Origin of the sequence: Cognatundibacterium curvum, from assembly GCF_014284235.1 — a bacterium.
Taxonomy (GTDB): domain Bacteria; phylum Pseudomonadota; class Gammaproteobacteria; order Burkholderiales; family Burkholderiaceae_D; genus Undibacterium; species Undibacterium curvum.
Genome location: NZ_JACOGD010000003.1, coordinates 24,556 through 43,111, shown reverse-complemented (window position 1 = coordinate 43,111; position 18,556 = coordinate 24,556). Strand labels below are relative to the sequence as shown.

At 50.3% G+C, this 18,556-nt stretch carries 18 protein-coding genes and 1 tRNA gene; 10 read left to right on the top strand and 9 right to left on the bottom strand.

Annotated features, from left to right (window positions below; translation table 11 throughout):
* Positions 1-46: 46 nt before the first annotated feature.
* From H8K43_RS06360 to H8K43_RS06330, 7 genes are all read left to right on the top strand, one after another.
* A complete protein-coding gene (locus tag H8K43_RS06360) occupies positions 47-934 on the top strand; it encodes a plasmid replication/partition related protein (RefSeq protein ID WP_186903071.1) in 888 nt (295 codons plus the stop codon).
* A gap of 20 nt (positions 935-954) precedes the next feature.
* Positions 955-1,884 carry a fused MFS/spermidine synthase gene (locus H8K43_RS06355; RefSeq protein ID WP_186903070.1) on the top strand — a complete coding sequence of 310 codons (930 nt, stop codon included), beginning with the start codon at positions 955-957 and terminating at the stop codon, positions 1,882-1,884.
* A gap of 141 nt (positions 1,885-2,025) precedes the next feature.
* A complete protein-coding gene (locus H8K43_RS06350; RefSeq protein WP_186903069.1) occupies positions 2,026-2,397 on the top strand; it encodes a hypothetical protein in 372 nt (123 codons plus the stop codon).
* Positions 2,398-2,638: 241 nt separating this feature from the next.
* Entirely contained in the window at positions 2,639-2,995 is a 357-nt protein-coding gene (locus tag H8K43_RS06345) for a LiaF transmembrane domain-containing protein (protein WP_186903068.1), read from the top strand.
* A gap of 68 nt (positions 2,996-3,063) precedes the next feature.
* On the top strand, positions 3,064-3,756 hold the full coding sequence (locus H8K43_RS06340; RefSeq protein WP_186903067.1) for a LiaI-LiaF-like domain-containing protein: 693 nt from the start codon (positions 3,064-3,066) through the stop codon (positions 3,754-3,756).
* A 140-nt stretch (positions 3,757-3,896) separates the two neighbouring features.
* A complete protein-coding gene (locus H8K43_RS06335) occupies positions 3,897-4,961 on the top strand; it encodes a sensor histidine kinase (RefSeq protein WP_186903066.1) in 1,065 nt (354 codons plus the stop codon).
* Positions 4,954-5,721 carry a LytR/AlgR family response regulator transcription factor gene (locus H8K43_RS06330; protein ID WP_186903065.1) on the top strand — a complete coding sequence of 256 codons (768 nt, stop codon included), beginning with the start codon at positions 4,954-4,956 and terminating at the stop codon, positions 5,719-5,721. Before H8K43_RS06335 ends, H8K43_RS06330 begins: the two co-directional genes overlap by 8 nt.
* 39 nt (positions 5,722-5,760) lie before the next feature.
* Here H8K43_RS06330 and H8K43_RS06325 read toward each other — a convergent pair whose 3' ends face one another.
* The gene (locus tag H8K43_RS06325; protein WP_186903064.1) at positions 5,761-6,612 is read right to left on the bottom strand and encodes an HDOD domain-containing protein; all 852 of its coding nucleotides are present in this window, start codon (positions 6,610-6,612) and stop codon (positions 5,761-5,763) included.
* Positions 6,613-6,818: 206 nt separating this feature from the next.
* Here H8K43_RS06325 and H8K43_RS06320 point away from each other — a divergent pair, with 206 nt between their 5' ends.
* Positions 6,819-7,094: a hypothetical protein gene (locus H8K43_RS06320; RefSeq protein WP_186903063.1), complete on the top strand. Its 276-nt coding sequence runs from the start codon at positions 6,819-6,821 to the stop codon at positions 7,092-7,094.
* A 5-nt stretch (positions 7,095-7,099) separates the two neighbouring features.
* Here the strand turns inward: H8K43_RS06320 and pyrF are convergent, their stop codons facing one another.
* Positions 7,100-7,927, bottom strand: a complete 828-nt coding sequence (pyrF, locus tag H8K43_RS06315; protein WP_186903062.1) for an orotidine-5'-phosphate decarboxylase — start codon at positions 7,925-7,927, stop codon at positions 7,100-7,102.
* Between the two features lie 192 nt (positions 7,928-8,119).
* Here pyrF and H8K43_RS06310 point away from each other — a divergent pair, with 192 nt between their 5' ends.
* Positions 8,120-8,581, top strand: coding sequence for a MarR family winged helix-turn-helix transcriptional regulator (locus tag H8K43_RS06310; protein ID WP_186903061.1), 462 nt, complete (start codon positions 8,120-8,122; stop codon positions 8,579-8,581).
* A 234-nt stretch (positions 8,582-8,815) separates the two neighbouring features.
* Positions 8,816-9,235: an organic hydroperoxide resistance protein gene (locus tag H8K43_RS06305; protein WP_186903060.1), complete on the top strand. Its 420-nt coding sequence runs from the start codon at positions 8,816-8,818 to the stop codon at positions 9,233-9,235.
* 120 nt (positions 9,236-9,355) lie between these two features.
* Here the strand turns inward: H8K43_RS06305 and H8K43_RS06300 are convergent, their stop codons facing one another.
* From H8K43_RS06300 to H8K43_RS06270, 7 genes are all read right to left on the bottom strand, one after another.
* The gene (locus H8K43_RS06300) at positions 9,356-10,816 is read right to left on the bottom strand and encodes a DEAD/DEAH box helicase (RefSeq protein ID WP_186903059.1); all 1,461 of its coding nucleotides are present in this window, start codon (positions 10,814-10,816) and stop codon (positions 9,356-9,358) included.
* 6 nt (positions 10,817-10,822) lie between these two features.
* A tRNA-Ile gene (locus tag H8K43_RS06295) sits at positions 10,823-10,900 on the bottom strand.
* 170 nt (positions 10,901-11,070) lie between these two features.
* On the bottom strand, positions 11,071-13,494 hold the full coding sequence (gene rpoD / locus H8K43_RS06290) for an RNA polymerase sigma factor RpoD (RefSeq protein WP_222610992.1): 2,424 nt from the start codon (positions 13,492-13,494) through the stop codon (positions 11,071-11,073).
* A gap of 751 nt (positions 13,495-14,245) precedes the next feature.
* Positions 14,246-16,042 carry a DNA primase gene (dnaG, locus tag H8K43_RS06285; RefSeq protein WP_186903058.1) on the bottom strand — a complete coding sequence of 599 codons (1,797 nt, stop codon included), beginning with the start codon at positions 16,040-16,042 and terminating at the stop codon, positions 14,246-14,248.
* Positions 16,043-16,077: 35 nt separating this feature from the next.
* Positions 16,078-16,524 carry a GatB/YqeY domain-containing protein gene (locus tag H8K43_RS06280; protein ID WP_162019957.1) on the bottom strand — a complete coding sequence of 149 codons (447 nt, stop codon included), beginning with the start codon at positions 16,522-16,524 and terminating at the stop codon, positions 16,078-16,080.
* A 124-nt stretch (positions 16,525-16,648) separates the two neighbouring features.
* The gene (rpsU, locus tag H8K43_RS06275; RefSeq protein ID WP_005877634.1) at positions 16,649-16,861 is read right to left on the bottom strand and encodes a 30S ribosomal protein S21; all 213 of its coding nucleotides are present in this window, start codon (positions 16,859-16,861) and stop codon (positions 16,649-16,651) included.
* A gap of 238 nt (positions 16,862-17,099) precedes the next feature.
* Positions 17,100-18,299, bottom strand: coding sequence for a BaiN/RdsA family NAD(P)/FAD-dependent oxidoreductase (locus H8K43_RS06270; protein WP_186903057.1), 1,200 nt, complete (start codon positions 18,297-18,299; stop codon positions 17,100-17,102).
* Positions 18,300-18,556: the final 257 nt, after the last annotated feature.

The window sequence follows — 18,556 nt, the reverse complement described above, 5'->3', positions numbered from 1 at the left end:
ATTGATGGCGCATGGTGCCAACTACGATTTTGCCGCAAGGATTTTTATGAGCATCGTCATCCACGACGCATTACGCGCCTACATTGATCCACTGACAGAACATGAATATGAAGCACTGGAACGCAGCCTGTTGACTGAAGGCTGCCGGGATGCATTGGTGTGCTGGGGCAATGTGCTCATCGATGGCCACAATCGCTATGCGATTTGCCAAAAGCACCAGCTGCCCTACAAGGTGGTACAAAACGATCACTTTGCCAATATCGAAGAAGTCCAGTTGTGGATGATCGATAATCATCTCGCACGTCGCAGTGTGTCTGATTTCCAGCGTGGCATGCTGGCCTTGCGCAAGAAAGAAATTCTGAGCGCCAGAAACCAGCAACAAAGTCAACAGCATTCGGCCAATGCAAAGCCTGAGCAACAGGAAAGCGAACAAGCTATCCCCGTAACTAAACCGACTCAGAGCCGTCAGGAAATCGCACGCGTAGCAGGCATCAGCAGCCATGCTGTAGTGCAGATAGAGAAAATCCAGCGTGCTGCATCACCGGAGTTAGTCAGGGCGGTACGTGATGGCAGCATCTCCATCAGTGCGGCCGCCACCATCGCCAGCCTGCCCACAGAAGAACAAAAAGCAGCAGTTGCCGGTGGCCGTAAGGAATTGCAGGAGATAGCGCGGCAAGTACGCGAAAAGAACCGCGTACAGCGCCAGCAAGCTAAGCCTAAGCCAGAAACGACAGCATCCGAAGTGGCGTCCCCACCTTGGGAGAGCGACGCAACACCGAACACTGCAGCGCCAGGCTTAACTGCAACTGCAGATCATCCTGCGGTTCCACAGCAGGAATTGCAGCAACGTCTGTACGAGCTGGAAACCGAAAACCAGCGCCTGAAAGATGAAATTGAGCAGTTGCGCACCGCTTTACAACGCGCGCAGGTATAAACAATCCGGATCGAACACCAATGGCAAACCGCAGACCAAGTTTAAGTCAGCTATTTTTAAACAGCTCGCCTGATCCGGCTGAGCAGGCCCATCAGAAGCGCCTGCGCACGCTGGCCAAAGCTAGTGATGGTAAGGCCTTTGTGCTGGAGGATGCGCCGCTCAGGATGATGTACCTGACGCCGAAATGCATGCAAAGCGTGATGCATATGGAGCAGCCAGATGCATTACTGTGCGCGTATTCGCAATGGATGATGGGATTTCGCTTGTTTCAGGAACAGCCGCGCGAGTTTTTTCTGATCGGTCTGGGCGGTGGCTCGCTGGTCAAACATATCCTGACCCATCTGCCGGAATCGCACATCACTGCGCTGGAAATCAATCCGGATGTGATTGCACTGCGTGATGCATTCGCACTGCCCGCCGATGACGCCCGTTTGCAAGTAATACAGGCCGACGGCGCAAGCTATCTGCCGGTGATGACGCAACAGGTGGATGTAATTTTTCTGGATGCCTATGACAAACAAGGCCTGGTACCGGCATTAAATACAGCAGAGTTTTACCGCAGTTGCCAGCAGCATTTGCGGCCACAAGGCATGCTGATTGCCAATGTCTGGGGCAAACCCAGCAGCATCGCCCACATGCTGAATAGCTTACGCAGCCAATTTACCGAGGTCTGCTGGGCACGTTCACCCGACAGTTATAACCTGATCGTGTACGCCAGTCAGCAAACCCTCGAACAGACAGTGCTGCAACAGCGAGCCAGCCGCTTACAGCAAATACAGCCGGAATTGCCTTGGCTGCGCATCGCTGCATCACTGGATAGCTTGCCCAGCCCCGCCACTGAGCAAGACCTGGAGATGTTGACAGAAAAAATGCGTCAGCTGCTCGTGATTGATCAGAATGTGCCGACTACTTATGCGGCCTGGAGATCGCAGGTATTCGCGCGGCTCTAGACAACAAATTTGCAGCAAACTGTGGCAGTTTGCGCACGCAGATTGTCAGGCGGGCGTATTTCTGGCAAGCTGACTGCATCATCGTTTCAGCGCCAAAGTCTATCGTTTGAGGTGCTCAGAAACAGGCTAAGGGACCAGACTATGTACGATAAAAACGACTTCACGGCAGTTTCTAAATTTCTCAAACTCGGCGTCAAAATCACCTTCAAAAACCCAATGGGACAAAGCCCAAGTTACGATACCAGCTTTCCTAACCCTAAGGGCGGCATGGTGACTATTCAAGAAAAAAGCCTGTACGACGTGGAGCGTAAACTCAGGGCACTGATCGGTGACGATACGCCGGTCAAAACTAAACTGGCACCTTTCACCTATCTGGGTACCAATTTCCGCGGACTATTGTATTGCACCCGTGGCTCTAACGACTTCATCGTGCAAGAGACTCATGATGTGTTTGGCGTGGAAACCAAACGTACGGTACGTCAGGCTGATGAATTTGTTTTACTGCTGAGCTAACCCCAAATCCCCTTAGTTGCGCTGCGCCCGGCGCACAACCCGATGCGGTTCAGGCATAGCTGTCTGAGCCCGTATGCATCACTGCCTTCACAGCAAAAATCTACACGCTTTCTGCTATCCGGCGTCATTCACCGACCAGCCGCCGTCATTCGCCGATCAACACAAGACAGACAGATCAGCCTGCTCTATTCTGAGCATGTCAGCAAAACAAACCTGAACCCCAAATACTAAGGAGATCAACATGGATACTCAGCAAGTCAATACTAAGTCTGGTAACAAATCGAATAACCTGATGATAGGTTTGGCGATGATCGTCATCGGTGGCTTATTCCTGCTTGACCGCATGAATATGATCAATGCGCTCGAATGGTGGTACGTGGCTCCAGCGATGATTGCAATAGCCGGTGTGATCAATCTGTTTTCCCGCGAAAATCCCGAAGAGCGTGCCAATGGCCTATTTCAAATCATTTTAGCGTTCTGGCTGTTTGCTTCCGCTGAGCACTTATGGGGCTGGACTTTCCGCACCAGCTGGCCAGTGTTGATCATAGGTGTAGGACTGCGTCACCTGGTGATCGCGATGTCTGCCAAGCGTCAGTAAAGTCCGGCGTCTATCACGTCACAATATCTAAAATCTGACTGAATTTTATATTTAACTGGAGTCGCATCATGCGCCAACGTAACCCACAAAACCGCCTGGTATTCGGTGCCATACTGATGATCTTCGGCGCCTTAGCTTTGCTCGATAATCTGAATGTTTTCAACACACTCAATATTTTCCACTTCTGGCCTATGGTATTCATTGCCGTCGGTGCTTTGAAAATTTCACGCAGCGATACCGTTTCCGGACACTTGATCGGCGGTATGTTTATCGCGGTAGGTGCAGCCATGACTTTACAACACATGGGCATTATTGACTTCCGCATGCGTAACTGGTGGCCAATCTTTCTTATCGCAGGAGGTATGGCCGTCATCTTTAAAGACCGCTTGATTACTGAAAATAACCTGAATCCGCTGAATTCGGAACAATCGCCACAAAACATCTGCAACGTATCTGCCATGATGAGTGGAGCCAAAATCAATAATGCGTCGCCTGACTTTCAAGGCGGTGAACTGACTGCTGTGATGGGTGGCATAGAACTGGATATGCGCGGCGCCTCGATACAGTCTGAAGCGGTACTGAATGTGTTTGCGATTTGGGGCGGTATTACCGTACGTGTACCAAATGACTGGACCGTGGTTTCACAAGGCGTGCCACTGTTGGGTGGTATCGAAGATAAAACCGTACCACCTATGGATAAAAGTAAGAAGCTCTACATCCAGGGATATGCCATTATGGGTGGAGTGGAAATCAGTAACTGAACAATGCGCCAGGCAGTGCCACCATCATTCTCAAGACAGATGGTGGCATTTTTTTGCTTTCATTTTGTGGCTCTCAATTTGCAGCTATCACTTCGCCACTGTTCAGTTTCGCATCTCACTAGCTAACTATTGTGCACACTATGCATCCACTCTTGTCCGACACCAGACGTTTTCTGTGGTACGCCATGATTTGGCTGTTACTCACGCTTTTACTTACGAGACTGATGGTAACGATGGCCTATGCCAACTGGTCACAAGCCTTGCTGTTCCTGATGCCGGTCATCGTTGTATACAGTTTTCTGTCTACCTCGGCCTACTATATTTGCCGCATCTTTCCGCATCACAAACGCGCTGTCTATCTGGCCTTCCTGATCTTTGTCAGTGCGGCTTTTCTTTCAGCGCTTGCTTGCGTGCTGATCAGCAGTCTGTGGCTGCAAATCCTGCATAGCCTGTATGAAGACGCGTTCGCGGTCAGTCTGGATGAGCATATTAGCTTGATTATTTTTGGCATCGCCTTCGCGCTTTACTTGCTGAATTTGTTTGCTTACGATGTGTTGATCGCACTGGATCATATGCATGCAGCTGAGCGCCGTGAAGCCGACGCGAGGCTACTGGCACGTGACGCCGAACTGCAAGTATTGCGTTCGCAGATAGATCCGCATTTCCTGTTCAATAGCCTGAATTCCATCAGCGCGCTGACTGCCATTGATCCGGCCGCAGCACGCGAAATGACGATAGCGCTGGCTGATTTTTTCCGTCTGACGCTGAGTCTGTCTGAAAAAGAAAAAATCACTGTGAAGCAAGAGACTGAGTTGTGCGAACAATTTTTGGCCGTAGAAAAAATCCGCTTTGGTAAAAAACTGCAAAGCAGCATACAGGTCGATGAACTGGCGCAAGCCGCGCTGATCCCTCCCATGATCCTCCAACCCTTGCTGGAAAACGCCATCAAGCACGGCATACGGAATCTGCGTCAGGGTGGAGAAATTCAGGTCAGGATACAGGCTCAGGCTGGCTGGCTACATCTGCAAGTCAGAAATCCGGTGGCGCAACAAGACCTGCCCGGCAAAGGAAATGGTTTAGGTTTGCAAAACCTGAAGCAACGCTTTGCCGCGCTGTATGCGGATCAAGGCCGAGTCAGCTGGAGCAGGACTGAGACAGAATTTTTAATCGAAATTGCCTTACCGCTGGAGTTAGCGTATGAATGAGCCCTTACGTGTAGTCATTGCTGATGATGAAGATCTGGCACGACGCCTGATTACTGAATACCTGAAACCGCATAACGATCTGCATATAATCGCAGAATGTGAAACCGGAACCGAGGCGGTGGATGCCATAACCCATCTGCAGCCTGATTTGGTATTTCTCGATATACAAATGCCGGAACTAACCGGACTCGAAGTGCTGGAAGCGACTGGCCGCCAGCATGGCGTCATTTTTACTACCGCTTACGACCAATACGCGCTGCGTGCTTTTGATTTGCATGCCATTGATTACCTGCTTAAACCGTACTCGCAGCAACGTTTCAATGAGGCGCTGAGCAAAGCCAGGAAACTGATCAGTAGTCAAGGTGATGCGCGGGATACGTCCAGGTCACAGACCGCAGCAGGCTTGCCAGGCATGCTGGCAGCACAAACCGCACAGACACAACGCCTGTTGATACGCGACCGAGGGCAAACGCATGTGGTGCCAATTGCAGACATCGATTTTATTGAGGCCCAGGACGATTACATCCTGATCCATGCAGGCCAGAAATCCTGGATGAAAACGCAAAGCCTGTCCGATCTGGAAGCACAATTAGACCCGGCTCAGTTCATCCGCGTGCACCGTTCCTACCTGCTGCACCTGCCTGCACTGCACAGTCTGGAAAAAATCAGTAAAGACAGTCAGCTCGCGGTACTGAGGAATGGTCACAAAATTCCGGTCAGCCGTTCGGGATTGGAGCGTATAAAGCCCAGCCTGACTTAGCCGGACTGAAGCTTGCTAACAGTCCGATGCGTAGCAGTTTTATTGAATTGCATGCAGCACTATGCTGAGCTCGGTTTTCGTCTCCAGCATCAGTGCCGGAAGATTATCCGCATCAATATGCAGGCGCTGCAGGCTGGCCGGAACCTGGCTCCAGTCCAATTGTTCCGGCTGATTATGCACAAATACCGCATCCAGAAAATCAGCCGTTGTGAGCACATCGGTCAGGCTGATTTTATGTTGGGGTGCAGCCTGATAATGTTTGAAATTCACGACCGCATCGCGGATTTCGTCCGGGACTTCCCAATCTTCGAGTATGGCCGCGCCTATACTCGCATTCCAGTCATCGATCAGATTCCATAGCACGGCTTCTGAGTTAAAAATATCCTGGTATTGATGGGCCCGGTTAAGAATGTAGAATTTCCCGATATCATGCAGCAGGCCAGCAAGCATGGCCTTATCCGGGCTCATACGAGTCTTGTTTCTGGCGACTACCATCGCCAGCGCAGCCACACGCAGGCTGCGCCGCCATAAACCATCCATTTGCACCGAAAAGCCGCCTTTGTATTTATTTTCAGCGAGCTGTTTCATACCGACAGAAATCGCGATATTTCTGACGGCCGCAAATCCCAGCAATAACGTGGCTGAGCGTAAATCCGTGACCTGACGGCCAGAAGGATTGAAGCTGGCTGTATTACTCAAATGTAAAACCTTAGCAGATAGCACCGGTTCAGCACCAATAATCCTGGCTACCTGATCATTGGAAATATCCGGCTGGCTGAGCGCCTTGCGTATTTTCATGGTGGCGCCAAGCGAAGTAGGGAACACCAGCTTTTTCGCCGACAACTCCGCTGTAAAGTCTTCCAGAAATGTGAATTCTGCGTTTTTTTCCATGATGCGCTTTCCTTACCCGGCGATGAGAGGCATCCGTCGCAGCAGATGACGCTTTGGTTGGCATTTTCGACCATTGATCGCAAACTGCTGGTGCCAGCTCAAGGACGACCTTAAGCTAATAACTGAAGAACGCAGGCCAGACTCAATGTGATTAACCATGCGCTCTGCCAGTTTTATCTATCTTAACGGTTTCCGGGGAGAAAATCATGAATACAAACAATCGCGACAACATCTATCTGTTCTTCAAGCAATGTTTGGAAGAGTTTGCTTATCTGATACGCAGCGGCCTGCGTTCTTTGGAGCGCACTCCATTGCCACATCTGCTGGTCACCTGTCTGGCGCTGGCGATTTTCATCAGCGTGTTGCCTTTGGCATTAAGCTTGTTTGTGTTGTTTGTTTTGCTCAAACTGCTGGGTGCGCTGACGCTCTTCAATGTGAGAAAAAGCCGCCAGGCACCTGCGCGTCTGGGTCAACCAGACTAATCAGATCAGGCCGAAACGCGATGCAGATTAATTGCATCACGGGTTTCCAGGGCGACCCGGCGTGCGGCAGCGGCAAAGCCCTCGTCAGCCACGGGTTTGGCGTACAGAATTGCACGTGAAGAGTTAATCATCATGCCGCCGCCATTCGCTGTCTGCCCGGCTGTCACAGTCGCGACGATATCGCCACCCTGCGCACCGATACCGGGAACCAGTAAAGGCATATCGCCGACGATTTTACGGACTTCCGCCAGTTCGTTCGGGAAGGTCGCGCCTACTACCAGTGCAGCCTGTCCGTTCAGATTCCAGCGTTCTGCGACCAGTTGCGCCACATGCTGATACAAAGGTCTGCCATTCACTTCAAGGAATTGCAGATCTGAACCGCCGGCATTGGAAGTGCGGCACAACACGATGCATCCTTTATCTTTCCATTCCATATAAGGCGCGACTGAATCAAAACCCATGTAAGGATTCACGGTAACCGCGTCGGCACCGTAGCGTTCAAACGCTTCACGCGCGTACTGCTCTGCTGTCGCACCGATATCACCGCGCTTCGCATCCAGGATCACGGGAATATGGGGGTAAGTCTGGCGGATATAGCGACAAATATCCAACAACTGATCTTCTGCTGATAAGGCAGCAAAGTAGGCGATCTGTGGTTTAAATGAACAAGCCAGATCTGCGGTAGCATCGATGATGGCTTTGGAAAACTGGAAAATCGCATCTGGCTTGCCAGCAAATTCAGCGGGGAAACGACTGATGTCCGGGTCCAGGCCTACGCACAGTAAGGAGTTATTTTGTTGCCATACGGCGTTGAGATTTTCAATAAAAGTCACGGTCTGCCCCGGTAAAATTAATCTGTATCCCGCCATTATACCGCGCCCCGCTATTGCTCAATTTCACGACAGGCAGGACATCGCCGGGATTATTGATTATTATCCTGCTGTAAAGGCTGCTCCGAATGGCTAACCCCGCTGCAGATAGCCACGCCGCCACCTACTTACCCAGCGCTTACCGCTCAGACTGATATGAACGATACAATTGACTCCGGCCAGGACTTACTGGCACTCGACAAGCAATTTTGCTTTGCACTGTACTCAGCCTCGCTTGCACTGACCAAGACCTACAAACCTTTGCTTGATGAGATAGGACTGACTTATCCGCAGTATCTGGTGATGCTGGTGCTGTGGGAAAAAGATCATATTCTGGTGAAGGACATAGGGCACGCGCTGTTTCTGGATTCAGGCACACTGACACCCTTATTAAAACGGCTGGAAACAGCTGGCCTGCTGCTACGCCAGCGCGACAAAGAAGATGAACGTCAGGTCAGGATCCTGCTGACGCAGGATGGTAAAGCATTGCGCAAGCTTGCGCGCAGCATACCGGAAAAAATCATGTGTGCCAGTGGGCAAAATCTGGACAGCCTGATGGCGCTCAGGCAGCAGTTAAGCGGCTTACGCGATGAATTACATCAGCAACAGGAAGTATAGCCAGCGGCAATTCAGCACATTTTTTATTTGCCAGCAGTCGGCGCTGCTGGCAAACAACCGCACATTTAGTAAGAATCTATCGTAAGCATAGGAATATACAATGAACAATTAGATTGCGCGCAATTCAATTGCGAACTATAATTTATTCATTGGAGCACTAGCCTGCTGACAGAAACTTGCAGACCACCGCTCCTGTTCTGCCCCCCCCCCCCAACTATTTAAAGGAAACTGATCATGCAAATTCTTTACACAGCAAATGCAACTGCAACCGGTGGTCGTGATGGCCGCGCCACTTCTGACGACCAACAACTGGATGTGAAACTGACGACACCAAAAGAGCTGGGTGGCGCTGGTGGTGCAGGCACGAATCCTGAACAATTATTCGCAGCGGGTTATTCTGCCTGCTTTATCGGCGCAATGAAATTCGTTGCGGCCAGCCAGAAAAAAGCATTGCCAGCAGATGTCTCCGTGAATGGACTGGTCGGCATAGGTCCAAATGGAAAAGGTGGTTTTGGTATCGCCGTCACGCTGAATATCTCCTTACCTGGCATGGAGAAAGAAGCGGCAGAAGCATTGATACACCAGGCGCATGAAGTCTGCCCATATTCCAATGCGACGCGTGGTAATGTGGAAGTGAATCTGAATTTGGTGTAAGCCCGGAGCCGGTCACCTCTGACCGGCTACATGCGGCGCCAGAAATAAAAAAAGGAGCTGTGCCTACGCAGCTCCTTTTTTACTATTGGTCACAGCATAAAAAGCGCGACCAGCACCTTCTTAAGAGCGGGCTTTGAGTAAGCCACCCAATAACGCCGCCCGCTTCTGAGGCTTAGCTGCGCTGACTTCTTCCGCCTGCGCAGTTGCCACCGGCAGCGACGCTGTTGTACTTGGTGTGTAGGGCTTCAGGAACCACGGGTCTACTTTTTCACGCGGTGGCTGATAACCTCTGGCTGGACGCGCATCATGTCTGCTGCCAGATTCGTGTCTGCTACCCGCATCAAAGCGTTCGCGCGCTGGCTTGGTACGCTCAGTATGCACTGAAGTCGCAACAAATCCGGATAATTGCAAACGTACGATTTTCTGTTTGATGAGCTTTTCTATATCGACCAGCAAACGTTCGTCCTGATCGGTATGCAAAGAAATCGCATCCCCTTTGGCACCGGCACGACCGGTACGGCCAATACGATGCACATAGTCTTCGGCGTTGTAAGGCAAATCAAAGTTGATCACGCATGGCATTTCAGAGATATCCAGTCCGCGCGCAGCCACATCGGTTGCGACCAGCACTTCAACCTCTCCGCGCTTGAAATCTTCCAGCGCCACCATGCGCTCATTCTGCGATTTATCGCCATGAATTGCGGCTGCCTTGACACCCTGCTTCACCAGATGAACCGCCAGACGTGAAGCGCCTATCTTCGTATTAGAGAATACGATAACCTGCTTCAGGCCGCGCTCACGAATAATGAAAGAAACCGCATCACGCTTTTCTTCCTCTGAGACTTTATACAGTATCTGCGTCACATTATCGGAGGTCGCATTGCTGCGTGCGACCTCGATAGTTTGCGGCTGATTCAGGAAGCTCGCTGCGAGTTTTTTGATCTCAGGCGAGAACGTCGCAGAAAACATCAGATTCTGCCGCTGTTTTGGCAACAGGTTGATGATACGCTGCAGGTCAGGCAAGAATCCCATATCCAGCATACGATCCGCCTCATCCATCACCAGTATCTGGGTCTGTGACAAGTTGATCGTTTTTTGCTGAACGTGATCAAGCAAACGTCCCGGCGTTGCGATCACAATTTCCACGCCTGCCCTTAATGCAGCCGTTTGCGGATTCATGTCGACCCCGCCAAACACCACAGTAGAACGCAAAGGCGTGAAGCGGGAATACGCTTTCACATTTTCAGCCACCTGATCCGCCAGTTCACGGGTCGGTGTCAAAATCAATGCTCGTACCGGATGACGCGCAGGTGAGGCACTGGAGTTCGCATGCGCCAGCAAACGCTGGATAATAGGCAAGGAAAAACCGGCTGTTTTACCAGTACCAGTCTGAGCAGCGCCCATGACATCTTTACCTTGCAGTACTACAGGAATCGCCTGTGCCTGAATCGGGGTAGGATGCACATAGCCTTGCTCGGTCAATGCACGCAAAATATCTGGCGACAAGCCAAAATCTTCAAACCGGACTTGTGCCGCTGTTTGATCTGTGGGGGATGGGGTCTGGGACTTCGTATCGGTCATGATAAATGGTGGGCCTCCCGTGAGTCGAACACGGTACCAACGGATTATGAGTCCGCTGCTCTAACCAGCATGAGCTAGAGGCCCAATTCTTTCTGCAAGCAATGCCTGCTGTAATCTGAGGTTAATCCAGGTTTGGAAAAGGACTTCAGGATTTGCAGGTAAAGCCAGATGCTGCCGCCTGCAAATATTGTACTGAAAACTCAGCACAACATATTAAACGGGCACCGAAAAAAATCAGCGCCCATTATATACGATTAATTACCTTCTAGGAAGCTCTTGAGCTTATCAGAACGCGATGGATGACGTAATTTTCTCAAAGCTTTTGCTTCTATCTGACGAATACGTTCACGTGTCACGTCAAATTGTTTACCAACTTCTTCCAGCGTGTGATCGGTCGACATTTCAACACCAAAGCGCATGCGCAGCACTTTAGCTTCACGTGGCGTCAATGAATCCAACACATCCTTGACCACATTTCGCATCGATGCATGCAAAGCTGCGTCGGCTGGCGCCAGGGTGTGATTGTCTTCAATGAAGTCGCCCAGATGGGAATCATCATCGTCACCGATCGGTGTTTCCATGGAAATCGGCTCTTTAGCGATCTTCATGATTTTGCGGATTTTATCTTCCGGCATTTCCATTTTGATCGCCAGCGTAGCCGGATCCGGCTCAACACCGGTTTCCTGCAAAATCTGACGCGAGATACGATTCATTTTATTGATCGTCTCTATCATATGTACCGGAATACGGATAGTACGCGCCTGATCTGCGATAGAGCGGGTAATCGCCTGACGTATCCACCAGGTTGCATAGGTCGAGAATTTATAACCGCGACGGTATTCAAATTTATCGACGGCTTTCATCAAACCAATATTCCCTTCCTGAATCAGATCCAGGAATTGCAAGCCACGGTTAGTATATTTTTTAGCGATAGAAATCACCAGACGCAAGTTAGCCTCAGTCATTTCACGCTTCGCTTTACGTGCCTTCATTTCACCGGCAGACATGCGCTTATTGATATTGCGCAGATCAGCCAAAGGCAATACTACACGTGCCTGCAGATCGATCAGTTTTTGCTGCAACTGCTGCACAGCGGGTACATTACGGCCGAGGATAGCGCTATAGGAATGACCAGAATTCACTTCACCTTCGACCCAGGATAAATTGGTTTCATTACCCGGGAAAACTTTGATGAAATGCGAGCGTGGCATACCGCAACGATTAACTGCCACTTCCAGAATTTGCTTCTCGATGTGACGCACTTCGTCGACCTGACCACGCAAAGTGTCACACAGCTTCTCAACGACTTTTGCCGTGAAGCGTATACCCAGCAATTCATTCGAAATTGCTTCCTGCGCTTTTACATACGACTTCGAGTTATAACCCTCTTTTTCGTAAGATTTGCGCATTTTTTCAAAGTTGGTCGCAATAATCTCAAACTTAGCCAGCGCATCACGCTTCATCTGCTCGAGCTGCTCGGAAGAAATCGCTGCAGCACCTGCGGCACCACCGTCTTCCTCTTCCTCTTCTTCCTCTTCTTCCTCTTCTTCCTCTTCATCAGAGTCTTCATCGGAAGGCGCAGCCACCGCAACCGCCGGCGCATCTTCTACAGCATTCGGATCAACTAAACCGTCAACGATTTCATCAATCTTGATTTCATCTGCCGCAATCCTGTCGGCAGCAGCCAGAATCTCGGCGATCGTGGTCGGACAGGCGGAAATCGCCTGTATCATGTCTTTCAGACCTTCTTCGATTTTCTTCGCGATGACGATCTCACCTTCGCGGGTCAGCAACTCAACCGAACCCATTTCACGCATATACATGCGAACCGGATCGGTGGTGCGACCGAAATCGGAATCAACCGTCGACAAGGCGGCTTCAGCAGCTGCCTCGACTTCATCGTCGTCTGTGGTGACTGTTACTACATTATCAGACAACAACAGGGTTTCCGCGTCGGGAGCCTGCTCGTACACCGCAACACCCATGTCGTTGAAGGTGCCGATAATGCCTTCAATCGCTTCCGGATCAACCACGTTTTCCGGCAAGTGATCGTTAATTTCTGCAAAGGTCAGATAGCCGCGGTCTTTACCCAGTTTGATCAGGGTTTTTAATTTCTGACGGCGGCGTTCCAGTTCTTCTTCTGTCGCCTCTGGATCAGAAGAGAACGCATCTTTCAACAATGCTTTTTCTTTCGCCTTACGGTCTTTTGCTTTCGCCTTATCAATGGCTTTCATCTCCGCGCGTTCAACCGCGTTCAGAGCTGCAATTTCTTCGTTTTCAGGCTGGTATTCTTTAGGTTTGCGACCACGGCGCCCAGGCACTTTCACACCAGGCAAAACATAGCCCGACGTGTCTATCGTCGCGAGCAAAGCAGCATCGGTAGTCTGGCTGACGGCAGGTGCTGATCCGGTTTTAATTTCCTGAACCTCAGGCACTGCTTTTGCCGGCTTGCGCGCAGATTTTGGCGCTGCTTTCGCTTCAGCTTTTTCGACAACAGCCGGCGCTTCCGGCGCAGCGGCTTCAGCCTTGGCTACGGCAGTTGCTTTACGCTTTTTAGGGGCAAGGGATTCCAGATTCTCTGCAGCCACATCGGCTTTCTTGGATTTGGAGGATGGCTTGGTGCTAACTTCTTTCACAGGCGCTTTCTTTGCTGAAGTCGATTTTGCTGATTCGGTCATAGACTTTTTCGGACTGGCTTTTTCAGTGACTTTAGCTGCCGCAGTCACTGCTACGGCAGATTTCACTTTAGGCGCTTTCACGTCTTTCGCAACCCCTTTTTTCTCTGCAGCTTTGAGCTTAGGATCATGTTGAGGGGCATCATTTTTTAAGGCAACTCGTGCAGCCGCACTGGCTGCCGTTTTCGTCTGCGCTTTTGCACTGACACTGACTGCTTTAGCTGCAGCTGATGGGCGTGCTGCTTTTTTTACGGGTACATCGCTGGCATCTTTCACAGACGCCTTAGCCGCTGTTTTTTTTACCGTTGTCGGCATCAGGGTTTTCGCGGGTTTCTTCATTGCGTTAGCCATTGAATCAAACCATCCGGTACTGAGGAAGTCGTCTGTCTATACCTCTCATACAAAAGGAAGAACAGCTTACAGACTCTGCATCTGCAAGCCCTGCACCTCATTTTGTTTCAGACTTCCCGAGTCTCAGCGCCAGCGTTTTGGGTTACTCGGAGGAGCATCTGCTCACCTAAACAACACATTCTGCACAGAAAAACATCAAAATTTGCAGAATGAAACAACCTAAGACCTTGAATCGAAAGCTTTTAATTATACCACGCGGACATCACATTCTCTAGCCTGACCAGGTCTGCGACAGCCCAGAACTGATAAAAAAATAGGCAAAGCTTTCATTTAACCTATTTCTAAGGCGATAAGCATTTATACAAAAAAGACGCGCAAAAAACAAATGGAGCTCGAAAAATTCTTATTGACGGTTAGCTGCCTCGGAAATCGCCTGCTTACGCAATTGATCTAGTGCCAACATAATATCCCGCCAACGATTCTTTTCCTGCTCACCATGCAAACCAGCAGCAACCAAGCGCTCCGCCTCTACCTTGAGTGCCTGGGTACGTATCTGGCGCACAGCCCCCAATAATTCAAGTCTGACCAGTTCAGGCTCAGTATCCGTCTGCTCGGCAACTTCAGCAATCAGACCATCAAAATCCGATCCCGTTCCCCGCAATTGCTCAGCAAGCGCAACGAATTGCGCATTTTCGCCCAGCGACATGCAAACCTGTACCAATTCTTTGAGCATAGCTGCACCATCCGGTGCTAATAAGGCGGCGTCTTGCAACACATGCTCATCAACATAAACGGCCAAGGCAGGATACGCGACCAAAATACGCATAATCTGGCGCTCCAGGCCAACCGGAGCACTACGCTTAGTGCGTGGAGGCGCTAACTTAACCCTGGCGACCGGCTGACTCAGCTCAAACAAAGCTTCGATCTCTGCCGGTGCTGTCATGGTCTGTTGCGCGAGGTTGCGAACTATCTGCAAGCGCAATCCCGAGGCCTGCATCGCCTGTAGCAAAGGCTTGGCATCAAACTGCGTCTTAGCGCGGCCCTCTGCCGAATTGAGGTCATTAACACCGATCACTTCACGCATAAAAAACTGCGACAAAGGCATCGCATCACGCACCTGCTGCTCAAATGCATCTGCACCAAATTCGCGGATATAGCTATCCGGATCATGTTCAGGCGGCAAAAACAGGAACTTGATAAATTTATCATCATTCGCATGCGGCAGACAGGCTTCCAGCGCACGCCGTGCCGCCCGGCGCCCTGCTGCATCGCCATCAAAACTGAAGATCACATGATCTGTCTGCCGTAACAGTTTTTGCACATGGGTCGGCGTACAAGCCGTTCCCAATGTGGCAACCGCTTGCGGAAAACCCATTTGTGCCAGCGCCACCACGTCCATATAGCCCTCCGTCACCAGCACATAGCCAGCGTCGCGGATAGCCTGTCTGGCTTCAAACAGTCCGTATAACTCAAAACCTTTTTGAAACAGCGGGGTCTCAGGGGAATTCAGATATTTGGGTTCGCCCTGCTCCATGATGCGACCACCAAAACCAATAATCTGGCCTTTGGTATTACGAATCGGGAACATCACGCGATCACGGAAACGGTCATAACGCTTGCGTCCTGCACCTTCCTCATCGCTTTTATCGATGACCAGCCCAGCTTCAACCAGTTCCGGCGCCGCATAATCCGGATACACACTGCGCAGACTATCCCAGGCATCAGGCGCAAAACCCAGCGCGAAACGGGCCGCAATTTCGCCCGTCAGGCCACGCTTCTTGAGGTAAGCGATCGCTGGCGGTGCATGACGTAATTGCTGCTTGTAATATTCACCAGCTTTAGTCATTACTTCGGATAATGCCAGACTTTTAGCCTGCACTTCTGCGCGCTGAGCTGGCAGCATGCGATCTTCTTCCGGCACCACGAGCCCCTGGCTTTGCGCCAGATCGCGTATCGCATCGACATAGCTGAGTCCGGAATATTCCATCAAAAAACCGATGGAACTGCCATGTGCGCCACAACCAAAGCAATGATAGAACTGCTTGGTCGGACTGACGGTAAAGCTGGGAGATTTTTCGTTATGGAAGGGACACAAACCCATGTAGTTTGCGCCACCTTTTTTCAACTGAACGTACTTACCCACCACGTCGACAATATCAACGCGGGCAAGCAGATCCTGAATAAAACTTTGCGGTATCAATGCATACAGCCGGAAGGTCCGGCATTCGTATTCAATTATTTAGACAAGGCAGCTTTGACCAGACCGGATACTTTACCCATATCTGCGCGGCCAGCCAGCTTCTGCTTCAACACATCGATGACTTTGCGCATATCCTGAGGGCCGGCAGCACCTGTTTCAGCGACCGCAGCATTCACCGCAGCCTGCACTTCTTCATCGGACAAAGCCGCAGGCATGTAAGTCGCCAGCACTTCGATTTCCGCTTTTTCAATATCTGCCAGATCCTGACGTCCGCCAGCTTCAAACTGCTGAACCGAGTCCTTACGCTGCTTGATCATTTTTTCTATGATGGCCAACACCATGCCATCATCCAGCTCAACCCGCTCATCGACTTCTTTTTGCTTCATTGCCGCAGTCAGCAGACGTATCGTCGCCAGCTTACTTGCTTCTTTAGCGCGCATTGCTGCTTTCATGTCGTCGGTGATTTGGTCTTTTAAGCTCATTACTTACCCCTGAATACTGAATCAGATAAAAACAACAAAGCCCGCTGCGGCTTACCGGAGCGGGCATGCAAACCTAAGCTATACAACTCTGAAAGCACCTGGCATAACCAGACACCAATCAGGATTAGTACATCTTCTTAGGCAATTGCTGACTACGAATGCGTTTGTAGTGACGCTTAACTGCGGCAGCCAGCTTACGCTTACGCTCTGCAGTTGGCTTCTCGTAGAACTCGCGAGCGCGCAATTCGGTCAACAGACCGGTCTTTTCGATAGTGCGCTTGAAGCGGCGCATGGCGACTTCGAACGGCTCGTTTTCTTTAAGGCGAATTGTGGTCATTTAAGTTCAAACCATGGAAAAATTATAGGAAGACAGAGATATTAACAGGAATTCTTAAAAATGGGAAGAATACTGATTAAATCTTACGCAAATTTTGAGATTCTGTAGCAACAAAAACCACAAAACCTTTCAGAGTCTATCCAATTTTCTTGAAATTCCGGTCTGACCGGAGCTAACCCTGAAGGCGGCATTGTACACCAAAGCATGAATGCTGGCACCTTAAGAATTACAAACTGACTCAGACCGACGATCCGGCTGCAAATCCGGACGCCCAGGCCCACTGGAAATTGTAGCCTCCCAGCCAACCCGTCACATCCATCGCTTCGCCGATAAAGTACAGGCCCGGCACCTTAGTCACCATCATCGTTTGTTGCGACAGTTCACGGGTATCGACACCACCGCGTGTCACTTCGGCTTTCTTATAGCCCTCTGATCCGCTTGGTATCAATTCCCAGCGATTCAGCTTTTCACCCAGCAAACGCAGGCGCTTATCCTGCATCTCCGCCAATTTCGCTGCACCATCAAATCCATGGGCCTGCAATAATCCATCCGCCAGTCGGGCTGGCAAATACTGCGCGAGAAAATTCACCAGATTCTTCTTGCTACTGTTTTTTCCAACTAACAACTCTTCTGCCAAATCAACTTCCGGCAAGAGATTAATTCTGATCGCAGTACCCGGCTGCCAAAAACTGGATATCTGCAATACCGCAGGGCCAGACAAGCCCCGATGGGTGAACAGCAAATCCTCACGGAACTGCATTTTCTGTTTTTTATCACCAGTCGCGATATCTACTTCCAGCGAAATACCCGCCAAAGGAATAAACGGCGCCCAGGATTGCGCATCAAATGTTAAGGGCACCAAGGCCGGTCTGGGTTCAACCATTTTTAATTGAAACTGACGCGCAATCTGATGTGCAAAATCAGTCGCACCTATTTTCGGAATCGACAAACCTCCGCTTGCAATGACGACGGATTCAGTCACCAACTCACCCTGCGAGGTCTTAACCAAAAAGCCCCGCTCAGGCAGCTGCTCAACGCCACTTACACTGCAAGGCATACGCCATTGCACTTTAGCCGCATCACATTCCGACTTGAGGACTTGAATGATATCCTCCGCCGAGCTATCGCAAAATAACTGCCCCTTATGCTTTTCATGCCAGGCCACGCGATAGCGCTGCAATAAAGCAAGAAAGTCTTGTGGGGTGTAACGTGACAGCGCACTTTTACAAAAATGTGGATTTTCTGACAGAAAATTAGCCGGACCGGCCTGCAGATTGGTAAAGTTACAGCGCCCACCACCAGAGATACGTATTTTCTCTGCCAGCTTACTTGCATGATCAATTAACACCACACGCTTGCCGCGCTTAGCGGCAGTTGCCGCACACATCATTCCGGCGGCACCGGCACCGATCACCACCACATCGACCTGTTTATTCATAACATTTCCGTTTCTCAGAACGCGCGATTGTAGCGGATAGCAGACGAACACTCATCTGAACAGGATTAAACTTGTAGCAAAAGTTGCGCAAAACAAGCCTGCATGCGCTTAAACACAGCAATTCCCAGGCAGGCCCACCTCAATAACTGCAATTGCCAATTAACCATTAATTTGTTTGATATACACAACATTTTCATAGAATAACTTTAAGTATTCATATAAGGAAATAATATGTTCTTGACGAAGCTCAAGCACTA